The sequence below is a fragment of the Streptomyces sp. NRRL F-5650 genome, from assembly GCF_000721365.1.
GTDB lineage: Bacteria > Actinomycetota > Actinomycetes > Streptomycetales > Streptomycetaceae > Streptomyces > Streptomyces ardesiacus.
The window spans coordinates 38,901-57,017 of sequence record NZ_JOGV01000045.1; the positions used below are offsets into that span (position 1 = coordinate 38,901).

The following is an 18,117-nucleotide window of genomic DNA, read 5'->3' on the forward strand; positions in this document are numbered from 1 at the left end:
CGACAGGACGGACGGCGACGCGGGGAGGGGACGAGGTGGCCCGGACCGGGACGACGGCGGTGTTGGCGCTGTTGCCGCAGGCCGAGCCGCTGCTGCGGCTGGCCGCCGCCGTGGACGCGTCGGTGGTACGGCCGGGCGTGCCCGCGCACGCCGCGCTGCTCTACCCCTGGCTGCCCGCGGACGAGGTGGGAGAGCCGGAGCTGCACCGGCTGCGGGCCGCCCTGCCGCCCGGCCCGGTGCCCGTCACACTGGCCGCGCTCGAACGAACCGCGGGGTTCGTCGGTGTGCCGGTCCCCGGGCTGAACCGGGTGGCCGACGCCGTCCGTACGGCCTTCCCGGCGCAGGTGCCCTACGGCGGACGGTTCGGCCCCCGCCCCCCGGTGCACGTCACCGTCGCTCTCGACGCACCTCCGCGGGCCGCCGCCGAGATCTGCCGGCGCACCGCCGCCGAGTTGCCGATTACCGCCGTGGTCAACACCGTGCACGTGGTCGGCCTCACCCGGACGGGCTGGCAGGGCCTCGCCGAACTGCCGCTCCGCCGCTAGAGGGTGCCGTCCGGAGCCTGCCGGGGTTCCCTGGCGCAGCGCCGGGAAGCGCGGCCGCGGGCCCCGCGGGCCCGCCGCGCAGACGGCGCGTTGCGCGGGGCGCGAGAAGGTCCGGGCAATGACCCATGCGTCACTGCGCGCGCCCTGCCACGCGCCGACGGCCGCGGAAATGATGAGCCCACCGCACGGGACCCGGGCGGATCCGCACACCTGCTCCGGCAGGTGTCCATGGAGGGGAAGGATCCCACCTTGTTGCTTCTCATCTCTCCGGACGGTGTCGAGGAAGCCCTCGAATGCGCGAAGGCGGCCCAGCACCTCGACATCGTCGACGTCAAGAAGCCCGACGAAGGCTCCCTCGGGGCCAACTACCCGTGGGTCATCCGGGAGATCCGCGCGGCGGTCCCGGCGGACACGCCGGTGTCCGCCACCGTGGGAGACGTCCCCTACAAGCCCGGCACGGTCGCCCAGGCGGCGCTCGGCGCTGCCGTCTCCGGAGCCACCTACATCAAGGTCGGCCTCTACGGATGCACGACGCCCGAGCAGGCCGTCGAGGTCATGCGCGGCGTCGTCCGGGCGGTCAAGGACTTCCGTCCGGACGCGTTCGTCGTCGCGTCGGGCTACGCCGACGCCCACCGGATCGGCTGCGTCAACCCGTTGGCACTGCCCGACATCGCCCGCCGTTCCGGCTCCGACGCCGCCATGCTCGACACCGCGGTCAAGGACGGGACCCGGCTGTTCGACCACGTTCCGCCCCCGCTCTGCGCCGACTTCGTACGACAGGCCCACGAGGCCGGCCTGCTCGCCGCACTGGCGGGCAGTGTCAAGAGCGGCGACCTCGCGGAGCTGGCACGTATCGGGACCGACATCGTCGGAGTGCGCGGCGCGGTCTGCGAGGGGGGCGACCGCACCTCAGGACGGATCCGGCCGCACCTGGTGGCCGCCTTCCGGGCGGAGATGGACCAGCACGTCCGGGCACACACGGCCGCCGCTCCCGCGAACTGAGCGGCCGGCATGCCGACAACACGGCTCCGAAGAGCGTCCGCAGGCCGTGACCGGCGCTTCGCGGTCGTCGACCCGGCGACGGGCGAGGCCTTCGACGAGGCACCCGACCAGCACCCGGACGCGCTGGACGCCCTGGTCGAGCGGGCGCACACCGCCTGGCGGGGCTGGCGGGCCGACCGGGCCGCCCGTACCGCCGCGCTGCTCGCGGCGGCCGACGCGGTGGAGGCGGCCGGAGCAGCACTCGCTCCGCTGCTCACCCGCGAACAGGGCAAGCCGTTGGCCGAGTCGTCCGCGGAGGTCGCCCGTACGGCCGCGAGGCTGCGCTACTACGCCGAGCTGGACCAGGACGTGCAGCCGATCACCGACGGCCGGCCCGTGCGCAGTGAGGTCCGCTGGCGGTCACTGGGTCCCGTAGCAGCGATCGTCCCGTGGAACTTCCCCCTCCAGCTCGCCTCGGCGAAGTTCGCGCCGGCACTCGCCGCGGGCAACACGGTGATCCTCAAACCCTCTCCGTACACACCCCTCGCCACGCGGCTGCTCGGGGACGTCGTCGCGCGTGCGCTGCCCGAGGGCGTGCTCACGATCGTCACCGGTCACGAACCGCTCGGCGCCCGCCTCGTGGCCCACCCCGGCATCCGCCACGTCACCTTCACCGGCTCCGCGCCCACGGGACGGGCCGTCGCCGCGGGCGCGGCGGCCTCGCTGGCCCGGGTCACCCTGGAGCTGGGCGGCAACGACGCGGCCGTCCTCCTGGAGGACGTCGACGTGGAGCGGATCGCGGACCGGCTGTTCTGGGCCGCGTTCCGCAACTGCGGCCAGGTCTGCATGGCGGTCAAGCGCGTCTACGCCCCGGTCCGGCTCTACTCCCAGGTGGTCGAGGCCCTCGCGCACCGGGCGAGGACAGCCGTGGTCGGACCGGGGCTCGACCCGGCCACCCACCTGGGACCGCTGAACAACGCCGCCCAGCTCTCCCAGGTCGAGCGGTGCACCGCGCAGGCGCTCGCGGCCGGTGCGCGGGCCGCCGCCGGAGGCCACCGTCCGGATTTGCCGGGGTACTTCTTCGCACCCACCGTCCTGGCCGACGTGCCACCCGACAGCCCCGTGGTGACGGAGGAGCAGTTCGGCCCGGTCCTGCCCGTCCTGCCGTACGACAGCGTGGACGACGCCGTCGAGGCCGCCAACGCCACCCGCTACGCACTGGGCGGCTCCGTGTGGTCGGCCGACCCCGAACGGGCCGAGGCCGTGGCGGACCGCCTGGAGTGCGGGACGGCATGGATCAACCACCACGCCGAACTGTCCCTCGCCCAGCCCTTCGCGGGCGCCAAGGAGAGCGGCGTCGGTGTCGCGGGCGGGCCGTGGGGCCTGCGGGGCAACCTCAGACCTTTCGTCGTGCACCGCCCGGAGGAGACCTGACGTGAAGTTCCGTGCGGCCGTACTGCGCTCCCACGAGGCCCGGTTCGAACTGGAGGAGGTGACGCAGCACGAGGGTCCCGCCGCGGGGGAGGTCGTGGTGCGGATCGCCGGCTGCGGGATGTGCCGGACCGACCTCGCGGTCCGCCGCTCGGCGGGCCGCTCCCCGCTGCCGGCCGTACTCGGACACGAAGGCGCGGGAGTCGTGGTGGAGACGGGCGGTCCGGACACGGGCCTGGCCCCCGGCGACCACGTCGTGCTGAGCTTCGACTCCTGTGGCCACTGCCGTGCCTGCCTGGGCGCCGCCCCCGCCCACTGCGACTCGTTCGCCTCCCTCAACCTCTTCGGCGGACGCGAGGGGCAGGCCTCCCGGTTGACCGACGCGGCCGGAGGGGCGCTGGCCCCCCGCTGGTTCGGCCAGTCCTCGTTCGCCGAGTACGCGACCGTCCCGGCCCGCAACGCCGTGCGCGTCGACCCCGCGCTGCCCCTGGCACTGCTGGGGCCGCTCGGCTGCGGATTCCTCACCGGGGCCGGCGCGGTCTTCCACTCCTTCGACGTCGGCCCCGGCGACACCCTCGCGGTGTTCGGCGCGGGCGCCGTGGGGCTCGCCGCGGTCATGGCGGCCACGGCGGCCGGGGCGGTGGTGGTGGCCGTCGACCGCCACCCCGGACGCCTGGCCCTGGCCGAACGGTTCCGCGCGATCCCGCTGCACGCCGCGACGGCCGACCTGCCCGCACGCATCCGACGACTGACCGACGGCGGTGCCTCCTGCGCGCTGGACACCACAGCCTCCGCCGGGCTGATCAACGAGGCGCTCCGGTCCCTGCGCCCCACCGGCCGTCTCGGTCTGGTGGCACGGCTGCACACCGCGCTGCCACTCGAACCGGGAACCCTGGACCGGGGCCGCGCCCTGGTGCACATCTGCGAGGGGGACGCGGTCCCCGGGCTCCTGATCCCCCGGCTGACGGCGCTGTGGCAGGCCGGGCTGTTCCCCTTCGACCAACTGATCCGCACCTACCCGCTCGCCGACATCAACGAGGCCGAGCACGACTGCGACGCGGGCCACGTCGTCAAACCCGTCCTGATCCCCGGCGGGCGACGGGACTGACGACCGGCCCGCGCCGCCGCCCCGTACCTGCCATCGACCTGGAGAAGACATGGCCGACACCGCACAGCGAGACACCGACGGGCAAGGCGTGGCGGGAGGCGTCGGTGTGACCGCGCTCCTGGTGGCCGCGGCCCGGGCGATCGAGACCCACCGGGCCGACAGCCTGGCCCAGGACGACTACGCCGAGCACTTCGTGCGCGCCGCCCCGGCGTCCGCGGGCTGGCCCGTCCGTCTGCGACAGGTCCCGGACGGGGACTCGGACCCGCTGTGGGGGCGGTTCGCCCGCTACTTCGGCCTGCGGACCAGGGTCCTCGACGACTTCCTGCTCGACTCGCTGCACACGGGCGGCGCCCGGCAGGTGGTGCTGCTCGGGGCGGGGCTGGACACACGCGCCTTCCGTCTGGACTGGCCGCCCGGATGCGTCCTCTACGAGATAGACAGGCAGGGCGTGCTGGCCTTCAAGCACCAGGTGCTCGACGCCCTGTCGGCCGCACCGAGAACACGGCGCGTCCCGGTCCCGGCCGACCTGCGCGCCGACTGGGCCGGTGCGCTGACCGACGCCGGCTTCGACCCTGCGGCGCCCACCGTCTGGCTGGTCGAAGGGCTGCTGTTCTACCTGCCCAGCGCGGCCGAGACGCACCTCATACGTGCGGTGGACCGGCTGAGCGCGCGGGGAAGCGCCCTCGCCTACGAGGTCAAGCTCGACAAGGACCTGCTGGAACACCGCGACAGTCCGCTCTACACCGCGACGCACCAGCAACTCGGCATCGACCTGCTCGGCCTGTTCAGCCTGGAACCGCGACCCGACTCCGCGGCCGCCCTGGCGCACAAGGGCTGGACGACGGCGGTCCACAGCCCCTTCGACTTCACCCGCCGGCACGGACGCGGTCCACTGCCCGAGCAGAACGACGCACTGGGGGGCAACCGCTGGGTGTTCGGAGCCAGACCACGGCCGTAGCGCCCGCGAGCGGCCCGGGGTCGTTCCCTACCCCATGGACCGTCACCCGTCGGCCGCTTTCCATGACTTCAGCCTGATGTCGTCCACCACACCGCGATCCGGCCAACCTCCCACGGTTTCCCGCCCTCCGGACAACCGGACGTCCGACCGCTCCCTCTCACAGCGCGGGCACAGCAGAAGTGCCCGCCTGCTTCCTTCCCACCGCACCCCCCAAGCACCGAAGGACGAGGGATCGATGACCAGAACGCGCACCACCCGGCTGCGACGCCCCCTGCTCGTGGGCACCACGGCGGTCGCCGCCATGGCCGTGACCGGCTCACTCGTGGCCGCCACCGCGGAACCGGCGAAGGCGGCGACGGGGCCGAAGCTGAGCCTCGTCGCCGCGACCGGCTCGCTCACGCTCACCTCCTGGAAGGAGGACCCGGGCGTCTACCTCGACCTCGGCACCTACCTCACCGCGGAGGGCAGGCCCCTGGAGCTGAAGGTGACCCGGAAGTCGTACAAGGACCCGGTGACCGTCACCCAGACCGTGTACGAGGGCGGCAAGGCCAAGGCCAGGACCCTGCCGAAGGGCACGGTGAAGGACTTCTCCGGGCTGCCCGGCTTCGCGGAGATCACGATCACCGACAAGGCGGGCAAGAAGGTCCTCGGCCGTACCGAGGACTTCTGCCCGAACAACGCCAGCGGCCGGGTACGCCCCGACGCGCCCGCCACCTCGAAGTATCCGGAGAGCTGCCCCACCAACCCGTTCACCCTCGGCTCGGTGTGGGGCGTCGAGAAGGGCTGGGCGGCCAACACCTACGGGGGTTCCTACAGCGAGCCCGTCGCACTGGCGGCCGGGACCTACACCGCTAAGGTCGGGGTCGCCAAGAAGTACCGCGACCTCTTCGGCATCGCCGACAAGCCCGCCACCGTCAAGGTGACCGTCGTGGAACGCAGTTACGAGGACGAGGAGTGGGCGGCCCAGTCCGCGGCGGCCCGGTCCGCGACGGCGGGCGGGCACGCCGGTCACGAGGCCGCCCACCAGGCCCCGGCCGCGCACGCGGGCCACGGGCCCGGGCACGCCCCGACCCCCGCCCAGGCCGCCGCGCCGGTCACTAGCGGCGCCGGCCCCTCGTACAACGCCGGCCACGGGCCGCTCAAGGCGGCGCCGCCCGCCCTGCCGTGGGCCCTGAAGAAGCAGCAGGCCGCGCGTTCCCTGCCGGTCGGCGACAAGAGGGGGCAGACCGACGGCTCACGCAAGGCCCTGGCACTGCAGCCGCTGGCGAAGCGACCCGCCGGCATCCCCTCCGTCCCCGACGTCCCCAAGCCGGACCTGCGCTCGCTGCCGGCCTACGGCATCGTCGTCACCGACGGGGAGAAGGACATCCCCGGCAAGGACTACCTCGCCTTCAGCGCCAACGTGTGGAACGCCGGTCCGGCGCAACTGGTGGTGGACGGCTTCCGGACGCCCGGCAAGGCCAAGATGGACGCCTACCAGTACTTCTACGACGCCAAGGGCAAGCAGGTCGGCTACACCCCGACCGGCACCATGGAATGGGACCCGCGTCCCGGGCACATGCACTGGCACTTCACCGACTTCGCCAGCTACCGGCTGCTGAAGGCCGACAAGAAGGAGGCCGTGCGCAGCGGCAAGGAAGCCTTCTGCCTGGCCAACACCGACGCCATCGACTACACGGTGAAGAACGCCAACTGGCACCCCTTCAACACCGACCTGTCCACCGCCTGCGGCGAGGAGAACTCCATCTCCGTCCGCGAGGTGCTCGACGTCGGCTCCGGCGACACCTACTCCCAGGACCTGCCGGGCCAGTCCTTCGACATCACGGACGTCCCCAACGGCACGTACTACATCCAGGTGCTGGCCAACCCGGAGAAGCGGCTGAAGGAGACCAACCTCGGCAACAACAGCGCGCTGCGGAAGATCGTGCTGGGCGGCAAGCCGGACGCCCGGACCGTGACGGTGCCGGCCCACGACCTGGTCAACGCCAACTGACCCCGTCCCGGGGCGTCAGCGCCCCGGGCGGAGGAGCCGGCGGTCGCGCACCGTGACCGCCGGCCCGGCCGGGTCGCCGGCCCGCACCACGGCGTCGACCGCCCTCGCGTACCGCTCCCGCTCACCGGGCCGAGCCGGTGCCGACGGCCCCGTCAGTTCGCTCTGCGCCACGAGCCGGAAGATCAGCGCGCGGATCAGCATCTGCTGCCAGTCGGGTGTGCCGCCGCCACCGGTCAGCAGACCGGGCGGAAGATCGAACCACAGCAGACCGTCCACGACCACGACGGCCTCCGCGAACACCGGAGGCCGCCAGAACGGCGAGAAGTCGATCACCGCGGGCGCTTCGCCCTCGGCGAAGAGCACATTGCCGGCGAGGTCGCCGTGAACGAGCTGGGCGCCGTCCTGCCGCACCGGCCGCCGCAGCTCCCGCAGGACCGAGAACGACGCGGCGAGATCATCGATCACGTCGACGTCCTGCTCGCCCCACGCGACCCGGTCGCCCACCGCCCACGGATGCGTGGCCCGGCTGAGGAAGGAGGGCCGGGGCACCGCGCCAAGGGCGGCGTGGAAGGCACGGCCGGCCGCGAGCACACCGGCCCAGTGCCCGCTCGGGCCGGGCTCGCCGGTCAGGAACTCACTGGCCGTCCAGCCCCCCACGACGCTCCGGCCGTCCGCGGCCCGCAGCGGCAGCGGGACCCGGAAGCCACTGTCCGGCGCCAGGCTCTCGAACAGGGCGGCGGCCCACTCGACCTCGTCGTCGGACCCCTCGGCGGGCTTGAACACGGCCCCGCCGACGAGCACGCTCCGCCCCTGCCCGCCCGGCAGCGGAACAGGAACCCCCTCGACGCCGAACGCGTCGAGGACGGCATGGGAGGGGACGGCGTCGCCCGGCAGCTCGGTCACACCGGGCATCCTGACGGCTCCCCGTGCCGGGCGCACCTACTTTTCCGCCGCGACGGCGTCCCGGGTGGCGGCCCACGTCGCGAGGAGACGCAGGCACTCCTCGGAGTGCGAGCCCGGCTCGGCGGTCTGGACGGTGAGGGTGAGGCCCGGTTCGGCGGTCATCTCCGGCCCTTCGTGGGCGAGCGTGAGATCGCCGACGGCGTGGTGGTGGAAGAGCTTGCTCCCGGTGCCGTGGTGGCGGACGTTGTGGACGCCCCAGCGGGTGCGGAAGTCGTCACTGCGGGTGCACAGCTCCCCGACGAGGTCGTGGAGGTCCTTGTCGTGCGGATTGCGGCCCGCCTCCGTACGCAGGATCGACACGGCGATGTCGGCGGCCGTGTCCCGGTCCGGGTGGAAGCGGCGCGAGGCGGGGTCGAGGAAGTTGAAGCGGGCCGGGTTCGCCTGGTTGTGCGGCGTGGCGCACACGTCGTCGTACAGCGCGCGGGCCAGCCGGTTCGTGGCGAGCACGTCCATACGGCCGTTGCGGACGAAGGCCGGTCCGGCGGTGACGGCGTCCAGGACCCACTGCAGGCTCCGGTGCGCCTTCCACTGCGGGGTGCGGCGGGGCGGGCGCGTGAGGACGTTCGAGCCGTCCGCGGCATGGGCGAGGTTGAGCAGGTGGGCGCGTTCGGCCTCGTCGAGCCGGAGAGTGCGGGCCAGCGCTTCGAGAACGGCGGGGGAGGTTGCCTGGAGAGCGGGGAGCTTGCGCCCGGCCACCGATGAGTTCCGTGCGGTCGTGCGGTCTGCCCCCTCGTACACGCTACGGAGGGAGCACACCATGCGCAGGATCATCGTCTGCACGTTCCTGACACTGGACGGCGTCATGCAGGCGCCGGGCGGGCCGGACGAGGACGGCGAGGGAGGCTTCGAGCACGGTGGCTGGCAGAAGCCGGCCGACGACGACGAGGTGGGTGCGGCCGTCGCGGGCTGGTACGAGCAGTGCGACTCGATGCTGCTCGGCCGCAGGACGTATGAGATCTTCGCGTCCTACTGGCCGACGGCCGATCCGGGCAATCCGTTCACCTCGCGGATGAACGGCATGCGGAAGTACGTGGCCTCCCGGACCCTGACGTCCGTCGAGTGGCAGAACTCCACGCTGCTGGAGGGCGACGCCGCCGACGCCGTACGCGCGCTGAAGGCGTCCGACGGCGGTGACGTCTTCGTCGTCGGCAGTGGTGACCTGGCCCAGACCCTCATGCGGCACCACCTCGTCGACGAGTACCGGCTGACCATCCACCCGGTGATCATCGGGACCGGCAAGCGGCTGTTCGCCGGCGGAGCCGTTCCCACCGCGCTGGAGCCGGTCCGTGTCTCGACGACGAAGGGCGGCACCGTCATCGGCGTCTACCGGACCAACGGTGAGCCGACGTACGACAGTTACTAGGGCCCCGGAGGATCTCGGCTCACAGGGCCGCGTGCGGCCGCTCGGGGGTGAGGAGGTGCACCTCGGTCCGGTCGGCGTGCGGGATCAGCAGGTCGCGCAGCTCACCGGCGGCGGTCTCGACGAGGTGGGTGTCGGAGGCGGCGCGGAGGGTTTCGAGGACGAAGGCGACGCGCGCGGAGTCCTCGGTGACGCGGGTGCGGTGGGCGTCGCGGTGGTTCCAGTGCCTGGTGAGGACCCCCGTGGTGTCCATGTAGACGATCTCGCCCGCCCTCGGGTGCTCGACGGTGCCCGGTTCCCCGAGGGGCGTGAAGGTCTCCGTGCCGTCGGCGTGACGGATGTCGACGTCACCGGTGACGTGGTCGAGGTCGAAGGCGCCGGCGGGAAGACCGTGACGGACGGAGACGGAGTTGTAGGAGTCGACGGCCGGGTTGATCCGGGGCAGGGAGCCCTTCTTCGCGAGGCGGCGTCCGAGGGCGTCCACGCTGGGGCGGACGCGACGGGGGTTGGTGCCGAAGCTCCGGTAGGCGCTGTGCCATGCCTCGATACGGGGGTCGCTTTCGTCGGCGGGGGCCCAGGTGCCGTCGGCGAGCCGCTGCTCCAGGTCCTCCAGGGCGGTGCCGGTGGCGGGCCAGGGCTCGCGGCCGCGCAGACCGGTTGCGGTGACGACGGCGACGAGGGTGCCGGGAAAGGCGTCGGCGACGGCGGGGCTGAGGCGGAAGGTGCACATGGTGAAGGAGATCCGATCCGGAAGAGCGGGCGGGTGCGGGGTCAGGCCCGCCAGGGGCCGATGCGGTCGAGGCGGCGGAGCTGCCGGGCCGCGGCGGTGGGCACGTCGGGTCCCTCACCGCGCCCGGTGAGCCCGCGGGCGGTGCCGGCGCGCTGCTCGACGGGCTTGTGGGCGTCGTACGCCTACTTCGCCCGGATGCCGGTCACGTCCCGGCGCAGGCCGCGGACGCCGGGCAGCAACCGCCGCCCGTACGGGCCCGGCCGGGGACGAGGGGGGCGTGGTCGCCCTGAGGCCGAGCAGGCCGGAGTCGTGGCCGTCGGCGATCGAGGTCTGCCACTCGGCATCGTCCAGGGCGGCGTCCCAGGGCTGGATGAACATCGAAGGGTCCTCCGGGCGCGGGAGTCGGTCGCGGCGGGGAGGCGCATCCGTCACGGGACGGCGCATCCCCTACCATCAGTGGAACGACTGCACCGTACATCGCACCGACCGCGGCGGGTCAACTGAGCGACCGTGTGGTGCAGCACACCGACCGGTCCCGGGAGGGCGACAGCGATGGCCGAGACCGAGGCGGCCCTGCGGACGCTCGCGCACAACGTCCGCGCGGCCCGCACCCGCGCCGGACTGTCCCTGGACGAACTCGGCCGGCGCGCCAAGGTCAGCAAGGGGTCCCTGGTCGCGCTGGAGAAGGCGCAGGGGAATCCGAACTTCGCCACCCTGGTGAGGCTGGCCGACACCCTCGGGGTCTCGGTGTCCGCCCTGATGGAGGGGCCGGCGCGGGAGCGCGTCCGGGTCGTGTCCGGCGACACCGTGATGCCGCTGTGGGCGGGGCCGCGGGGCAGCGAGGCCCGGCTGATGCTGACGACCTCCGGCCCGGCTCCCGTCGAGGTCTGGCGCTGGAAGCTCCAGCCCGGCGAGGGGTACCCGAGCCACCCCCACCAGGCCGGGGTGGTCGAAACCGTCAGCGTCACCGAGGGGCGCATGGTCCTGGTCGTCGACGGCGTCGAGCACGCCGTCGAAGCGGGGCAGACCGCCACCTTCGACGGCGACGTGAGCCACACCTACCGCGGCGCGGGCGACACGGCCTGCCACCTGGTCATGACCGTCCAGTTGCCGCCCGGCCCGGGCTGAGCGTCGCGTTCCGCGTGCGCCCCGACAGCCCCGACAGCCCCGACGACCAAGGACAGCCGAGATCCATGTCTGCGAGAGCCATGTCTGAACGAGCGACGGAATCCGTCCTGCGGACCCCGGGCATACCCCACCTCCTGACGGTGGGAGGCTTCTGCTTCGCGGGCCTCGCCCTCCTGCTGCCCGTCTCACCGGCCTGGGCCGTCGCCGGGGGCGCCGACGAGTTCGGTGCCGGACTCGTCACGGCCGTCCTGATGGGCGCCACCGTGCTGGCCCAACTGTGCGTCAGGGCGACGCTGCGCACGATCGGCTGGCCCCGCACCCTGGCCCTCGGCGCCCTCCTCCTCGGCCTGCCCGCCCTGCTGCAGAGCCTTAGCGACCACCTGGTGCCCATCCTGGTGACGACCGCACTGCGCGGAGCGGGCTTCGGCATCGTCACCGTCTGCGGTGCCACCGCCGCGGCCGCCCTGGCCCCGCGCGGCCGTCAGGGTGCGGCCATCGGCCTCTACGGCCTCGCCGTCGCGCTGCCCCAGGTCGTCCTCACCCCGGCGGCCCCCTGGCTGATGGGGACCTTCGCCCTGCCCGCGATCATCGCCTGCGGCGTTCTCCCCGTCCTGGCGCTGCCCTGGACCCGGTCCCTCGGCCGCACCGTCGAGGCCCGCACGGACGGTCCGCCCGCCCAGGAGAGCCCCGCCCCGCACCCCGGCCGCGCGACCACGGTGCTGCGGCGCATCCTCCTCCCGCTCACCGTTCTGCTCCTGGTCACCGCGGCGGGCGGGGCGGTGCTCACCTTCGCGCCCCAGTTCACGGACAGCCCCGCGCTCGCGGCCACGGGGCTGCTCGCCCTCACCGCCACCGCCGCCGTGGCCCGCTGGGGCTGCGGCGAACTCGCCGACCGCATCGCGCAGCGGCCGATCACCGCCCTCCTGGCCGCCACCGCCTGCGCAGGGCTGGCGCTGATCGCCGTGGCCGTCGGCTCGGCGAGCGCCAGCGCCCTTCCCCTGCTCACCGGGCTGCTCCTGCTCGGAGCCGCCTACGGAGGGCTCCAGAGCCTCACCCTGGTCCGGACGTTCGACCTCGCGGGCACGGAGAACCGGCACGCGGCCTCGGTGGCGTGGAACATCGGCTACGACGCCGGCACCGGACTCGGCTCCCTCGCGCTGGGCCTGGCGGCGCAGGCCGCCACCTTCGCGGCAGGCTTCACCGTGATGTCCGCGGTGATGGGAGTCGCGGTCCTCGCGGTCGCCCTCACCCGCACGCAGCCGTCCGGGGCGCCGCGAGTGCGTTCCCGCGCCCGCTCCGAGTAGGCCGACCCGCCCACGACGACCGCGGGCGCCCGCTGCCCACCCGCCGCCCACCCGTCCAATCAACAAGGCGAGACGTATCGTCTTGCCAAGGGGCGGGCCGTGCCGTACCGTCCTCCGCATGGGTTCCCTGTGAGATCACCGGCGCCGACGGCGTGGAGCACCGCTCCGCCGTCGCCGCGCCCCGCCGCGCAGCCATCCCACCCCGATCCGGCCGGACCGTCGACGGACACGGCCAGGAGGGACCCCGCCTTGCACACCTCACAATTCACCTTCGACCACGTCACCAAGCGCTACCCCGGCCGCACCGTCCTGGACCGGGTCACCTTCACGCTGAAGCCGGGCGAGAAGGCCGGACTGATCGGTGACAACGGCGCCGGCAAGTCCACCCTCCTCAGGATCGCCGCGGGTGTGGAACGCCCGGACAGCGGCGCGACGACCGTCACCGCCGCCGGCGGGATCGGCTACCTGCCGCAGTCCATCCCCCTGCCCCCGACCGCCACCGTCCAGGACGCCGTCGACCTGGCCCTCGCCGACCTGCGCGCGCTGGAGGCCGAACTGCGCCGGGCCGAGCAGCGGCTCGGGAATGGCGAGGACCCGGCGGCACTCGCCGCCTACGCCGCGCTGCTCGCACGCTACGAGGCCCGGGACGGCTACGACGCCGACTCCAGGGTGGACATCGCCCTGCACCACCTCGGACTGCCCGCGCTCCGCCGGGAACGCCGGCTCGGCACCCTTTCCGGGGGCGAACGCTCCCGGCTGGCGCTGGCGGGCGTCCTCGCCGGCCGCCCGGAGATCCTGCTCCTGGACGAGCCGACGAACGACCTGGACGACCGGGCCGTGCACTGGCTGGAGAACCAACTGCGCGCACACCGCGGCACGGTGCTCGCGGTCACCCACGACCGGGTCTTCCTGGAACGCCTGACCACCACCGTCCTGGAGGCCGAGGCCGGAAGGGTCACCCGCTACGGCGACGGCTACCGGGGCTACCGCACGGCGAAGGCGGCGGAGCGTCGCCGCCGGCTCCAGGAGTACGAGGAGTGGCGCTCCGAACTGGCGCGCAACGAGCGGCTGGCCGCCGGCCACGCCGTCCGTCTCCACGCCGTCCCGCGCAAGGCGTCGCCGGCCAACTTCGGCCACGGCGGCTTCCGGGCCCGAGGCCGCGCACACGGCGCGATGTCCCGCGTGCGCAACGCCCGTGAGCGGGTCGAGCGGCTCACCGGGAACCCGGTGGCACCGCCGCCGGACCCGCTCGTCCTCACGGCGTGCCTCGCCGCGGCGGGAGAGCCCCCGGCGGGCACCGGGACCGTTTCCCCGGAGCAGCCGGTCGTCCACCTGTCGCACGTGCGGGTGGGGGATCGCCTGTGCCTGGACTCCCTCGGCCTCGGCCGCGGCGGACGCCTCCTCGTCACCGGCCCCAACGGCGCCGGCAAGACGACGCTGCTGAAGCTGCTCGCCGGTGAAGTACGGCCGGACGAGGGCGAGGTGCGGGTGCCGGCCCGGGTGGGTCATCTGCGCCAGGAGGAGACGCCGTGGCCGGCGGACTGGAGGGTGGCCGAGGCGTTCGGTCGGGGCCGCGTGGGCTGCGCCGACGAACACGCCGACGCCCTGCTCGCCCTGGGGCTGTTCCGCCCGTCGGAACTGCGCCTGCGCATCGGCGAGCTGTCGTACGGACAGCGCCGCCGCGTGGATTTGGCCCGGCTGGTCTCGGAGCCCGCCGACCTCCTGCTGCTCGACGAGCCGACGAACCACCTGTCACCGGCGCTGGTCGAGGAACTGGAGGAGGCGCTGACCGGGTTTCCCGGCGCGATCGTGCTGGTCACGCACGACCGCGCGCTACGGTCCCGGTTCGAGGGCGAGCACCTGGAACTGCCGGGGACGGCGCGCGTCCGAGCCGGGTGACGGGCGGCCGTGGAGAAGGGCCCGCCCCGGGCGCGCTCACGGCCGAAGGAGCGGAAAGTCGGCCTCGGCCCACAGGGCCCTGATCCCGTCGGTGGACCGGTCGTCGGCATCGGTGTCGCCGTCGGCCGTCCACGTCCTGACCTCGGTGGCGCAGTCGCCCACCGGTGACCAGCCCGGGTCGCCGGTGGCCGCGAAGCCGGCCCAGGCGCGCACCATGCGGCCTGCCAGTGCCCGGTCGGCAGGGGTGGGCGCGCCGCCGATGAGGAAGGACAGGCGCTCGTCGTCCAGGTTGCCGAAGGCGAACGGAACGTCCGCACAGTGCCAGGCCCGCACGACACCGTGCGGGCCGGTGCGCCGCCGGTCGAAACGGGACAGGAAGGTCCGGCCGCCGGTCCGGGCGTGGAGTTCGGCGAGCCGGTTGCTGTACTCGCCGAACAGCAGGTCGCCGTAGACGGCGAGGTAGACGTCGAGGACCGGAGCCTGCGGCATGGCGGCGCGGTATCCGGCGACCAGGCCGTCGGGCAGGCCGAAGTCTTCGGCGAATTGGGCGAGTTGTTGCTCCGTGGTGACCTTGGCGCTGCTGCCGACGGCGTCCAGCAGCCAGTACTCCTGCGTGGTGTGGCAGACCAGCAGGTCCACGTCCCGGGCCGCGCCGGCCGCCATTCCCGTGAGCGGGTCGGTGGGCAGGACGTCGCCGTCGAGTACGGGGGCGTAGAGCGAGGGGTCGTAGTGACGGGAGCCGGAGGCGGGGTCGCGCCGGTAGTCGTCGACCACCCGGTCGGCCGCGGCGACCAGCGCCTGCGGAGTGGCGGACAGCAGGCCCGCCGACGTGGCCGGGCAGCCGGCGGCGGCAGCGACCTCCCGGGTGGTGGCCGCCGCCATGTCGCGCGTGCAGCAGGGGCTGGCGGGGCTGTGCGCGATGGCGCGGCGGAACAGGCCGCGGGCCCGGTCCATCACCATCAGACAGGCGACCGAGGCCGCCCCGGAGGACTGACCGGCGACGGTGACGTTGCCGGGATCACCGCCGAAGCCGGCGATGTTCTCACGCACCCACCGCAGAGCGGCCACCTGGTCGAGCAGCCCCCGGTTGTCCGGACGGGCGGTCCGTCCGTCCGCGGGGACATGACCGAAGCCCTCGAAACCGATGCGGTAGTTGAGCGTGACCACGACCAGTCCGGCGCGGGCCAGCACCGACCCGTCGAAGTCCGGCTGGGCCGACGAGCCGAAGGTGTAGGCGCCGCCGTGTATCCAGACCAGAACCGGCAAGGGGCCACTGCGCGAGGCCGGTGTCCACACGTTGACGCTGAGGACGTCCTCGTCGCCGGGGGACCACACCGGAGCCCCGGGGAGTTCCGCCGACTGCGGGGCGACCGGACCGAATCGCCCGCACTCCCGCACTCCGCTCCACGGCGTCACCGGACGCGGCTCCCGGAAGCGGTCGGCACCGAACGGCGGGGCGGCATAGGGGATGCCGAGGACGGCGACGACGTCTTCGGAGGGCCGGAACCCGCGGACCGCACCGTCTGCCGTACTGAAGATGTCCACGGGGAATGCCTCTCGTCACATGCCGACGGGTCCGGGACCACAGCTTCGCACCGCCCGGCGGGCCCGGGCCAACACCGGGTTCGGCCGGACTGACGCACCGGCGGTGTCAATCCCGGACCCGAGGGGGAGAACAGACAACTCCCCTTGACCTCGACCTGACTTGAGGTCGGAGGCTGTCCGGGACGCCGTCCTCAACGAGAGGTGCTGTTCATGCATGCCGTCCAAGCCGTCGCGTTCGGTGGTCCCGAGGTGCTGACCCCGGTGGTCCTGCCCGATCCGGTGCCCGGCCCCGGACAGGTCGTCGTCGGCATGCTCGCCGCCGACGTCATCTTCCTCGACACCCTGCTGCGCTCCGGGTGGGGACAGGACATCTTCCCGCGCACGCCGCCGTATGTGCCCGGTGGCGGCGGGGCGGGAGAGGTGCTGGCCGTCGGTGACGGCGTCGACCCGGCCTGGACCGGCCGGCGTGTGGCCGTACGCACCGGCACCGGATACGCCGAACGGGTCGTCGCGGGGGAGAAGGAGATCGTGCCCGTCCCCGACGGGCTGGCCGTCGAGACGGCGGCCGCGCTGGTGCACGACGGCGTGACCGCGCTCGGCCTGCGGCGGCTGGGAGCACCCCGCGAAGGAGAGTGGGTCCTGGTCTCGTCGGCGGCCGGAGGGGCCGGCACTCTGCTGGTGCAGTTGGCCGTCGAGGCCGGAGCCCGGGTCGTGGCCGCCGCCTCCAGCGAGGCCAAACGGGCCCTGGCGCGCGACCTGGGCGCCGAGGCCGTCGTCGACTACACACGGGCGGACTGGACCGGGCGGGTGCGGGAGGCGACCGGCGGCGGCGCCGCCCTGGTCTACGACGGCGCGGGCGGGGCGCTGGGCACGGCCGCCGTCGACGCGCTCGCGGACGGCGGGCGCTTCGTCACCTACGGCAGCGCCGACGGCTTCGCCGCCCCGGACCCGGAGGAGGCCGCCCGCCGGGGCATCCGGCTGCTCACGCCGCTCGCGGACGGTCCGCCGGACCAGGAGACCGTCGGGGAAGCGCTGGGCCAGGTTCTGGCGGCGGCCGCCGAGGGCGGCCTGCGCCCGGTGATCGGCGCCACGTACCCGCTGGCGCGGGCCGCCGACGCGCACCGCGCCCTGGCCGCGCGCACCACCGTGGGCAAGTCACTGCTGCTGATCGGGGGCGAGCAGCAGCAGTCCTTCGCGCAGTGACATCGGGGCACCTGTGCCGGTGCCGCCCCCGGGAAGCCGTCGCCCCGGCTACCGCAGCCAGATCCAGGCCGCCGCGTGCAGGCCCGTGGCGGACGCCAGCACGACCGACAGCCACGTCACGTGCCGCCTGAGCAGCCTGCGGCGCAGGTGGAGATAGCGCCCTTCGTACTCCTCGCGCAGTTCGCCGGCGCGTGCCACGGTCACGCCGAGCATGGTGCGCATCAGGGTCAGCCGATGGTCGACGTAGTGCCGCGTGAAGTCGTCGGCCTGGGCCGTGGTCATCCACGGCATGCGGTCGCACAGCGCCCGCGCTTCCTCGCGGGCCTCGTCGCAGTAGGCCTGGGCCCGCAGGAACCCCTCCGCCTGCGTGGCGATGGACGCGGCGTCACCGGCCGGGCGGCGCGGGCGCTCACCGCCGGTCACGACCGTTCGCCCTCGTGGCCCGCCACGTCGATGACGTCGCGCTGGCCGGTGTTCTCCTTCTGGTCCAGGGAGGTGAGTTCGAAGTGGTGCAGGTCGAAGGCGGGCGATTCGCTGCGGATGCGGGGCATGGTGCAGAAGTTGTGGCGCGGCGGCGGGCAGGAGGTCGCCCACTCCAGTGAACGGCCGTAGCCCCACGGGTCGTCCACGCCGACCGGCTTGCCGTACTTGGCCGTCTTCCACACGTTGTAGAGGAACGGGAGCATGGACAGGCCCAGCAGGAAGGAAGCGATGCTCGAGATCGTGTTGAGGGCGGTGAACCCGTCGGATGCGAGGTAGTCGGCGTAACGGCGGGGCATGCCCTCGGCGCCCAGCCAGTGCTGGACCAGGAACGTGCCGTGGAACCCGAGGAACAGCGTCCAGAAGGTGATCTTGCCGAGGCGTTCGTCGAGCATCTTGCCGGTGAACTTGGGCCACCAGAAGTGGAATCCGGCGAACATCGCGAACACGACGGTGCCGAACACCACGTAGTGGAAGTGCGCCACCACG

17 protein-coding genes are annotated in these 18,117 nt (G+C 73.6%); 11 read left to right on the forward strand and 6 right to left on the reverse strand.

Going from position 1 to position 18,117, the window contains the following annotated elements; translation table 11 throughout:
- Positions 1–35: 35 nt before the first annotated feature.
- The 6 genes from IG88_RS0130655 to IG88_RS0130680 all read left to right on the forward strand — a co-directional run bounded on the left by IG88_RS0130655 (position 36) and on the right by IG88_RS0130680 (position 7,016).
- Positions 36–545, forward strand: a complete 510-nt coding sequence (locus IG88_RS0130655; RefSeq protein ID WP_031048291.1) for a 2'-5' RNA ligase family protein — start codon at positions 36–38, stop codon at positions 543–545.
- Positions 546–794: 249 nt separating this feature from the next.
- Entirely contained in the window at positions 795–1,547 is a 753-nt protein-coding gene (locus IG88_RS0130660; RefSeq protein ID WP_031048294.1) for a (5-formylfuran-3-yl)methyl phosphate synthase, read from the forward strand.
- Positions 1,548–1,556: 9 nt separating this feature from the next.
- Positions 1,557–2,960, forward strand: a complete 1,404-nt coding sequence (locus IG88_RS0130665; RefSeq protein WP_031048296.1) for an aldehyde dehydrogenase family protein — start codon at positions 1,557–1,559, stop codon at positions 2,958–2,960.
- Between the two features lies 1 nt (position 2,961).
- On the forward strand, positions 2,962–4,065 hold the full coding sequence (locus IG88_RS0130670) for an alcohol dehydrogenase catalytic domain-containing protein (RefSeq protein WP_031048299.1): 1,104 nt from the start codon (positions 2,962–2,964) through the stop codon (positions 4,063–4,065).
- A 49-nt stretch (positions 4,066–4,114) separates the two neighbouring features.
- The gene (locus IG88_RS0130675; RefSeq protein WP_031048303.1) at positions 4,115–5,023 is read left to right on the forward strand and encodes a class I SAM-dependent methyltransferase; all 909 of its coding nucleotides are present in this window, start codon (positions 4,115–4,117) and stop codon (positions 5,021–5,023) included.
- 235 nt (positions 5,024–5,258) lie between these two features.
- On the forward strand, positions 5,259–7,016 hold the full coding sequence (locus IG88_RS0130680; RefSeq protein WP_031048305.1) for a lysyl oxidase family protein: 1,758 nt from the start codon (positions 5,259–5,261) through the stop codon (positions 7,014–7,016).
- 15 nt (positions 7,017–7,031) lie between these two features.
- Here the strand turns inward: IG88_RS0130680 and IG88_RS0130685 are convergent, their stop codons facing one another.
- Positions 7,032–7,928 (reverse strand): aminoglycoside phosphotransferase, encoded by an 897-nt coding sequence (locus IG88_RS0130685; RefSeq protein WP_051852131.1) that lies wholly within the window; start codon positions 7,926–7,928, stop codon positions 7,032–7,034.
- Between the two features lie 27 nt (positions 7,929–7,955).
- Positions 7,956–8,675, reverse strand: a complete 720-nt coding sequence (locus IG88_RS0130690; RefSeq protein ID WP_234332379.1) for a transcriptional regulator — start codon at positions 8,673–8,675, stop codon at positions 7,956–7,958.
- 61 nt (positions 8,676–8,736) lie between these two features.
- Between IG88_RS0130690 and IG88_RS0130695 the strand changes: the two genes are divergently transcribed.
- On the forward strand, positions 8,737–9,342 hold the full coding sequence (locus tag IG88_RS0130695) for a dihydrofolate reductase family protein (RefSeq protein WP_031048313.1): 606 nt from the start codon (positions 8,737–8,739) through the stop codon (positions 9,340–9,342).
- Positions 9,343–9,361: 19 nt separating this feature from the next.
- Here IG88_RS0130695 and IG88_RS0130700 read toward each other — a convergent pair whose 3' ends face one another.
- Positions 9,362–10,069, reverse strand: a complete 708-nt coding sequence (locus IG88_RS0130700; RefSeq protein WP_031048315.1) for a B3/4 domain-containing protein — start codon at positions 10,067–10,069, stop codon at positions 9,362–9,364.
- Positions 10,070–10,621: 552 nt separating this feature from the next.
- Between IG88_RS0130700 and IG88_RS0130705 the strand changes: the two genes are divergently transcribed.
- The 3 genes from IG88_RS0130705 to IG88_RS0130715 all read left to right on the forward strand — a co-directional run bounded on the left by IG88_RS0130705 (position 10,622) and on the right by IG88_RS0130715 (position 14,400).
- Complete coding sequence (locus IG88_RS0130705; protein ID WP_031048318.1) at positions 10,622–11,197, forward strand: helix-turn-helix domain-containing protein; 576 nt, start codon at positions 10,622–10,624, stop codon at positions 11,195–11,197.
- An 80-nt stretch (positions 11,198–11,277) separates the two neighbouring features.
- Complete coding sequence (locus tag IG88_RS0130710; RefSeq protein ID WP_031048322.1) at positions 11,278–12,501, forward strand: MFS transporter; 1,224 nt, start codon at positions 11,278–11,280, stop codon at positions 12,499–12,501.
- Between the two features lie 249 nt (positions 12,502–12,750).
- Positions 12,751–14,400, forward strand: a complete 1,650-nt coding sequence (locus IG88_RS0130715; protein WP_031048324.1) for a TlrC/CarA/OleB/SrmB family ABC-F type ribosomal protection protein — start codon at positions 12,751–12,753, stop codon at positions 14,398–14,400.
- Positions 14,401–14,436: 36 nt separating this feature from the next.
- Here IG88_RS0130715 and IG88_RS0130720 read toward each other — a convergent pair whose 3' ends face one another.
- Positions 14,437–15,945: a carboxylesterase/lipase family protein gene (locus IG88_RS0130720; RefSeq protein ID WP_031048327.1), complete on the reverse strand. Its 1,509-nt coding sequence runs from the start codon at positions 15,943–15,945 to the stop codon at positions 14,437–14,439.
- Positions 15,946–16,155: 210 nt separating this feature from the next.
- On the opposite strand from IG88_RS0130720, the gene IG88_RS43895 reads away from it, so the two are divergent.
- Positions 16,156–17,148 carry a zinc-binding dehydrogenase gene (locus IG88_RS43895; RefSeq protein WP_031048330.1) on the forward strand — a complete coding sequence of 331 codons (993 nt, stop codon included), beginning with the start codon at positions 16,156–16,158 and terminating at the stop codon, positions 17,146–17,148.
- Between the two features lie 48 nt (positions 17,149–17,196).
- On the opposite strand, the gene IG88_RS39255 is transcribed toward IG88_RS43895, so the two are convergent.
- On the reverse strand, positions 17,197–17,571 hold the full coding sequence (locus tag IG88_RS39255; RefSeq protein WP_031048333.1) for a hypothetical protein: 375 nt from the start codon (positions 17,569–17,571) through the stop codon (positions 17,197–17,199).
- A partial coding sequence (locus tag IG88_RS0130735) for a cbb3-type cytochrome c oxidase subunit I (RefSeq protein ID WP_199807520.1) occupies positions 17,568–18,117 on the reverse strand: 550 nt, incomplete at its 5' end. The genes IG88_RS0130735 and IG88_RS39255, both read right to left, overlap by 4 nt.

Excerpts from the sequence above, each read along its gene's own strand:
- IG88_RS0130675 (WP_031048303.1), top strand. The coding sequence starts at position 4,115 with ATGGCCGACACCGCACAGCGAGACACCGACGGGCAAGGCGTGGCGGGA.
- IG88_RS0130685 (WP_051852131.1), bottom strand. The coding sequence starts at position 7,928 with ATGCCCGGTGTGACCGAGCTGCCGGGCGACGCCGTCCCCTCCCATGCC.
- IG88_RS0130680 (WP_031048305.1), top strand. The coding sequence starts at position 5,259 with ATGACCAGAACGCGCACCACCCGGCTGCGACGCCCCCTGCTCGTGGGC.
- IG88_RS0130695 (WP_031048313.1), top strand. The coding sequence starts at position 8,737 with ATGCGCAGGATCATCGTCTGCACGTTCCTGACACTGGACGGCGTCATG.
- IG88_RS0130700 (WP_031048315.1), bottom strand. The coding sequence starts at position 10,069 with ATGTGCACCTTCCGCCTCAGCCCCGCCGTCGCCGACGCCTTTCCCGGC.
- IG88_RS0130665 (WP_031048296.1), top strand. The coding sequence starts at position 1,557 with ATGCCGACAACACGGCTCCGAAGAGCGTCCGCAGGCCGTGACCGGCGC.
- IG88_RS0130705 (WP_031048318.1), top strand. The coding sequence starts at position 10,622 with ATGGCCGAGACCGAGGCGGCCCTGCGGACGCTCGCGCACAACGTCCGC.
- IG88_RS43895 (WP_031048330.1), top strand. The coding sequence starts at position 16,156 with ATGCATGCCGTCCAAGCCGTCGCGTTCGGTGGTCCCGAGGTGCTGACC.
- IG88_RS0130710 (WP_031048322.1), top strand. The coding sequence starts at position 11,278 with ATGTCTGAACGAGCGACGGAATCCGTCCTGCGGACCCCGGGCATACCC.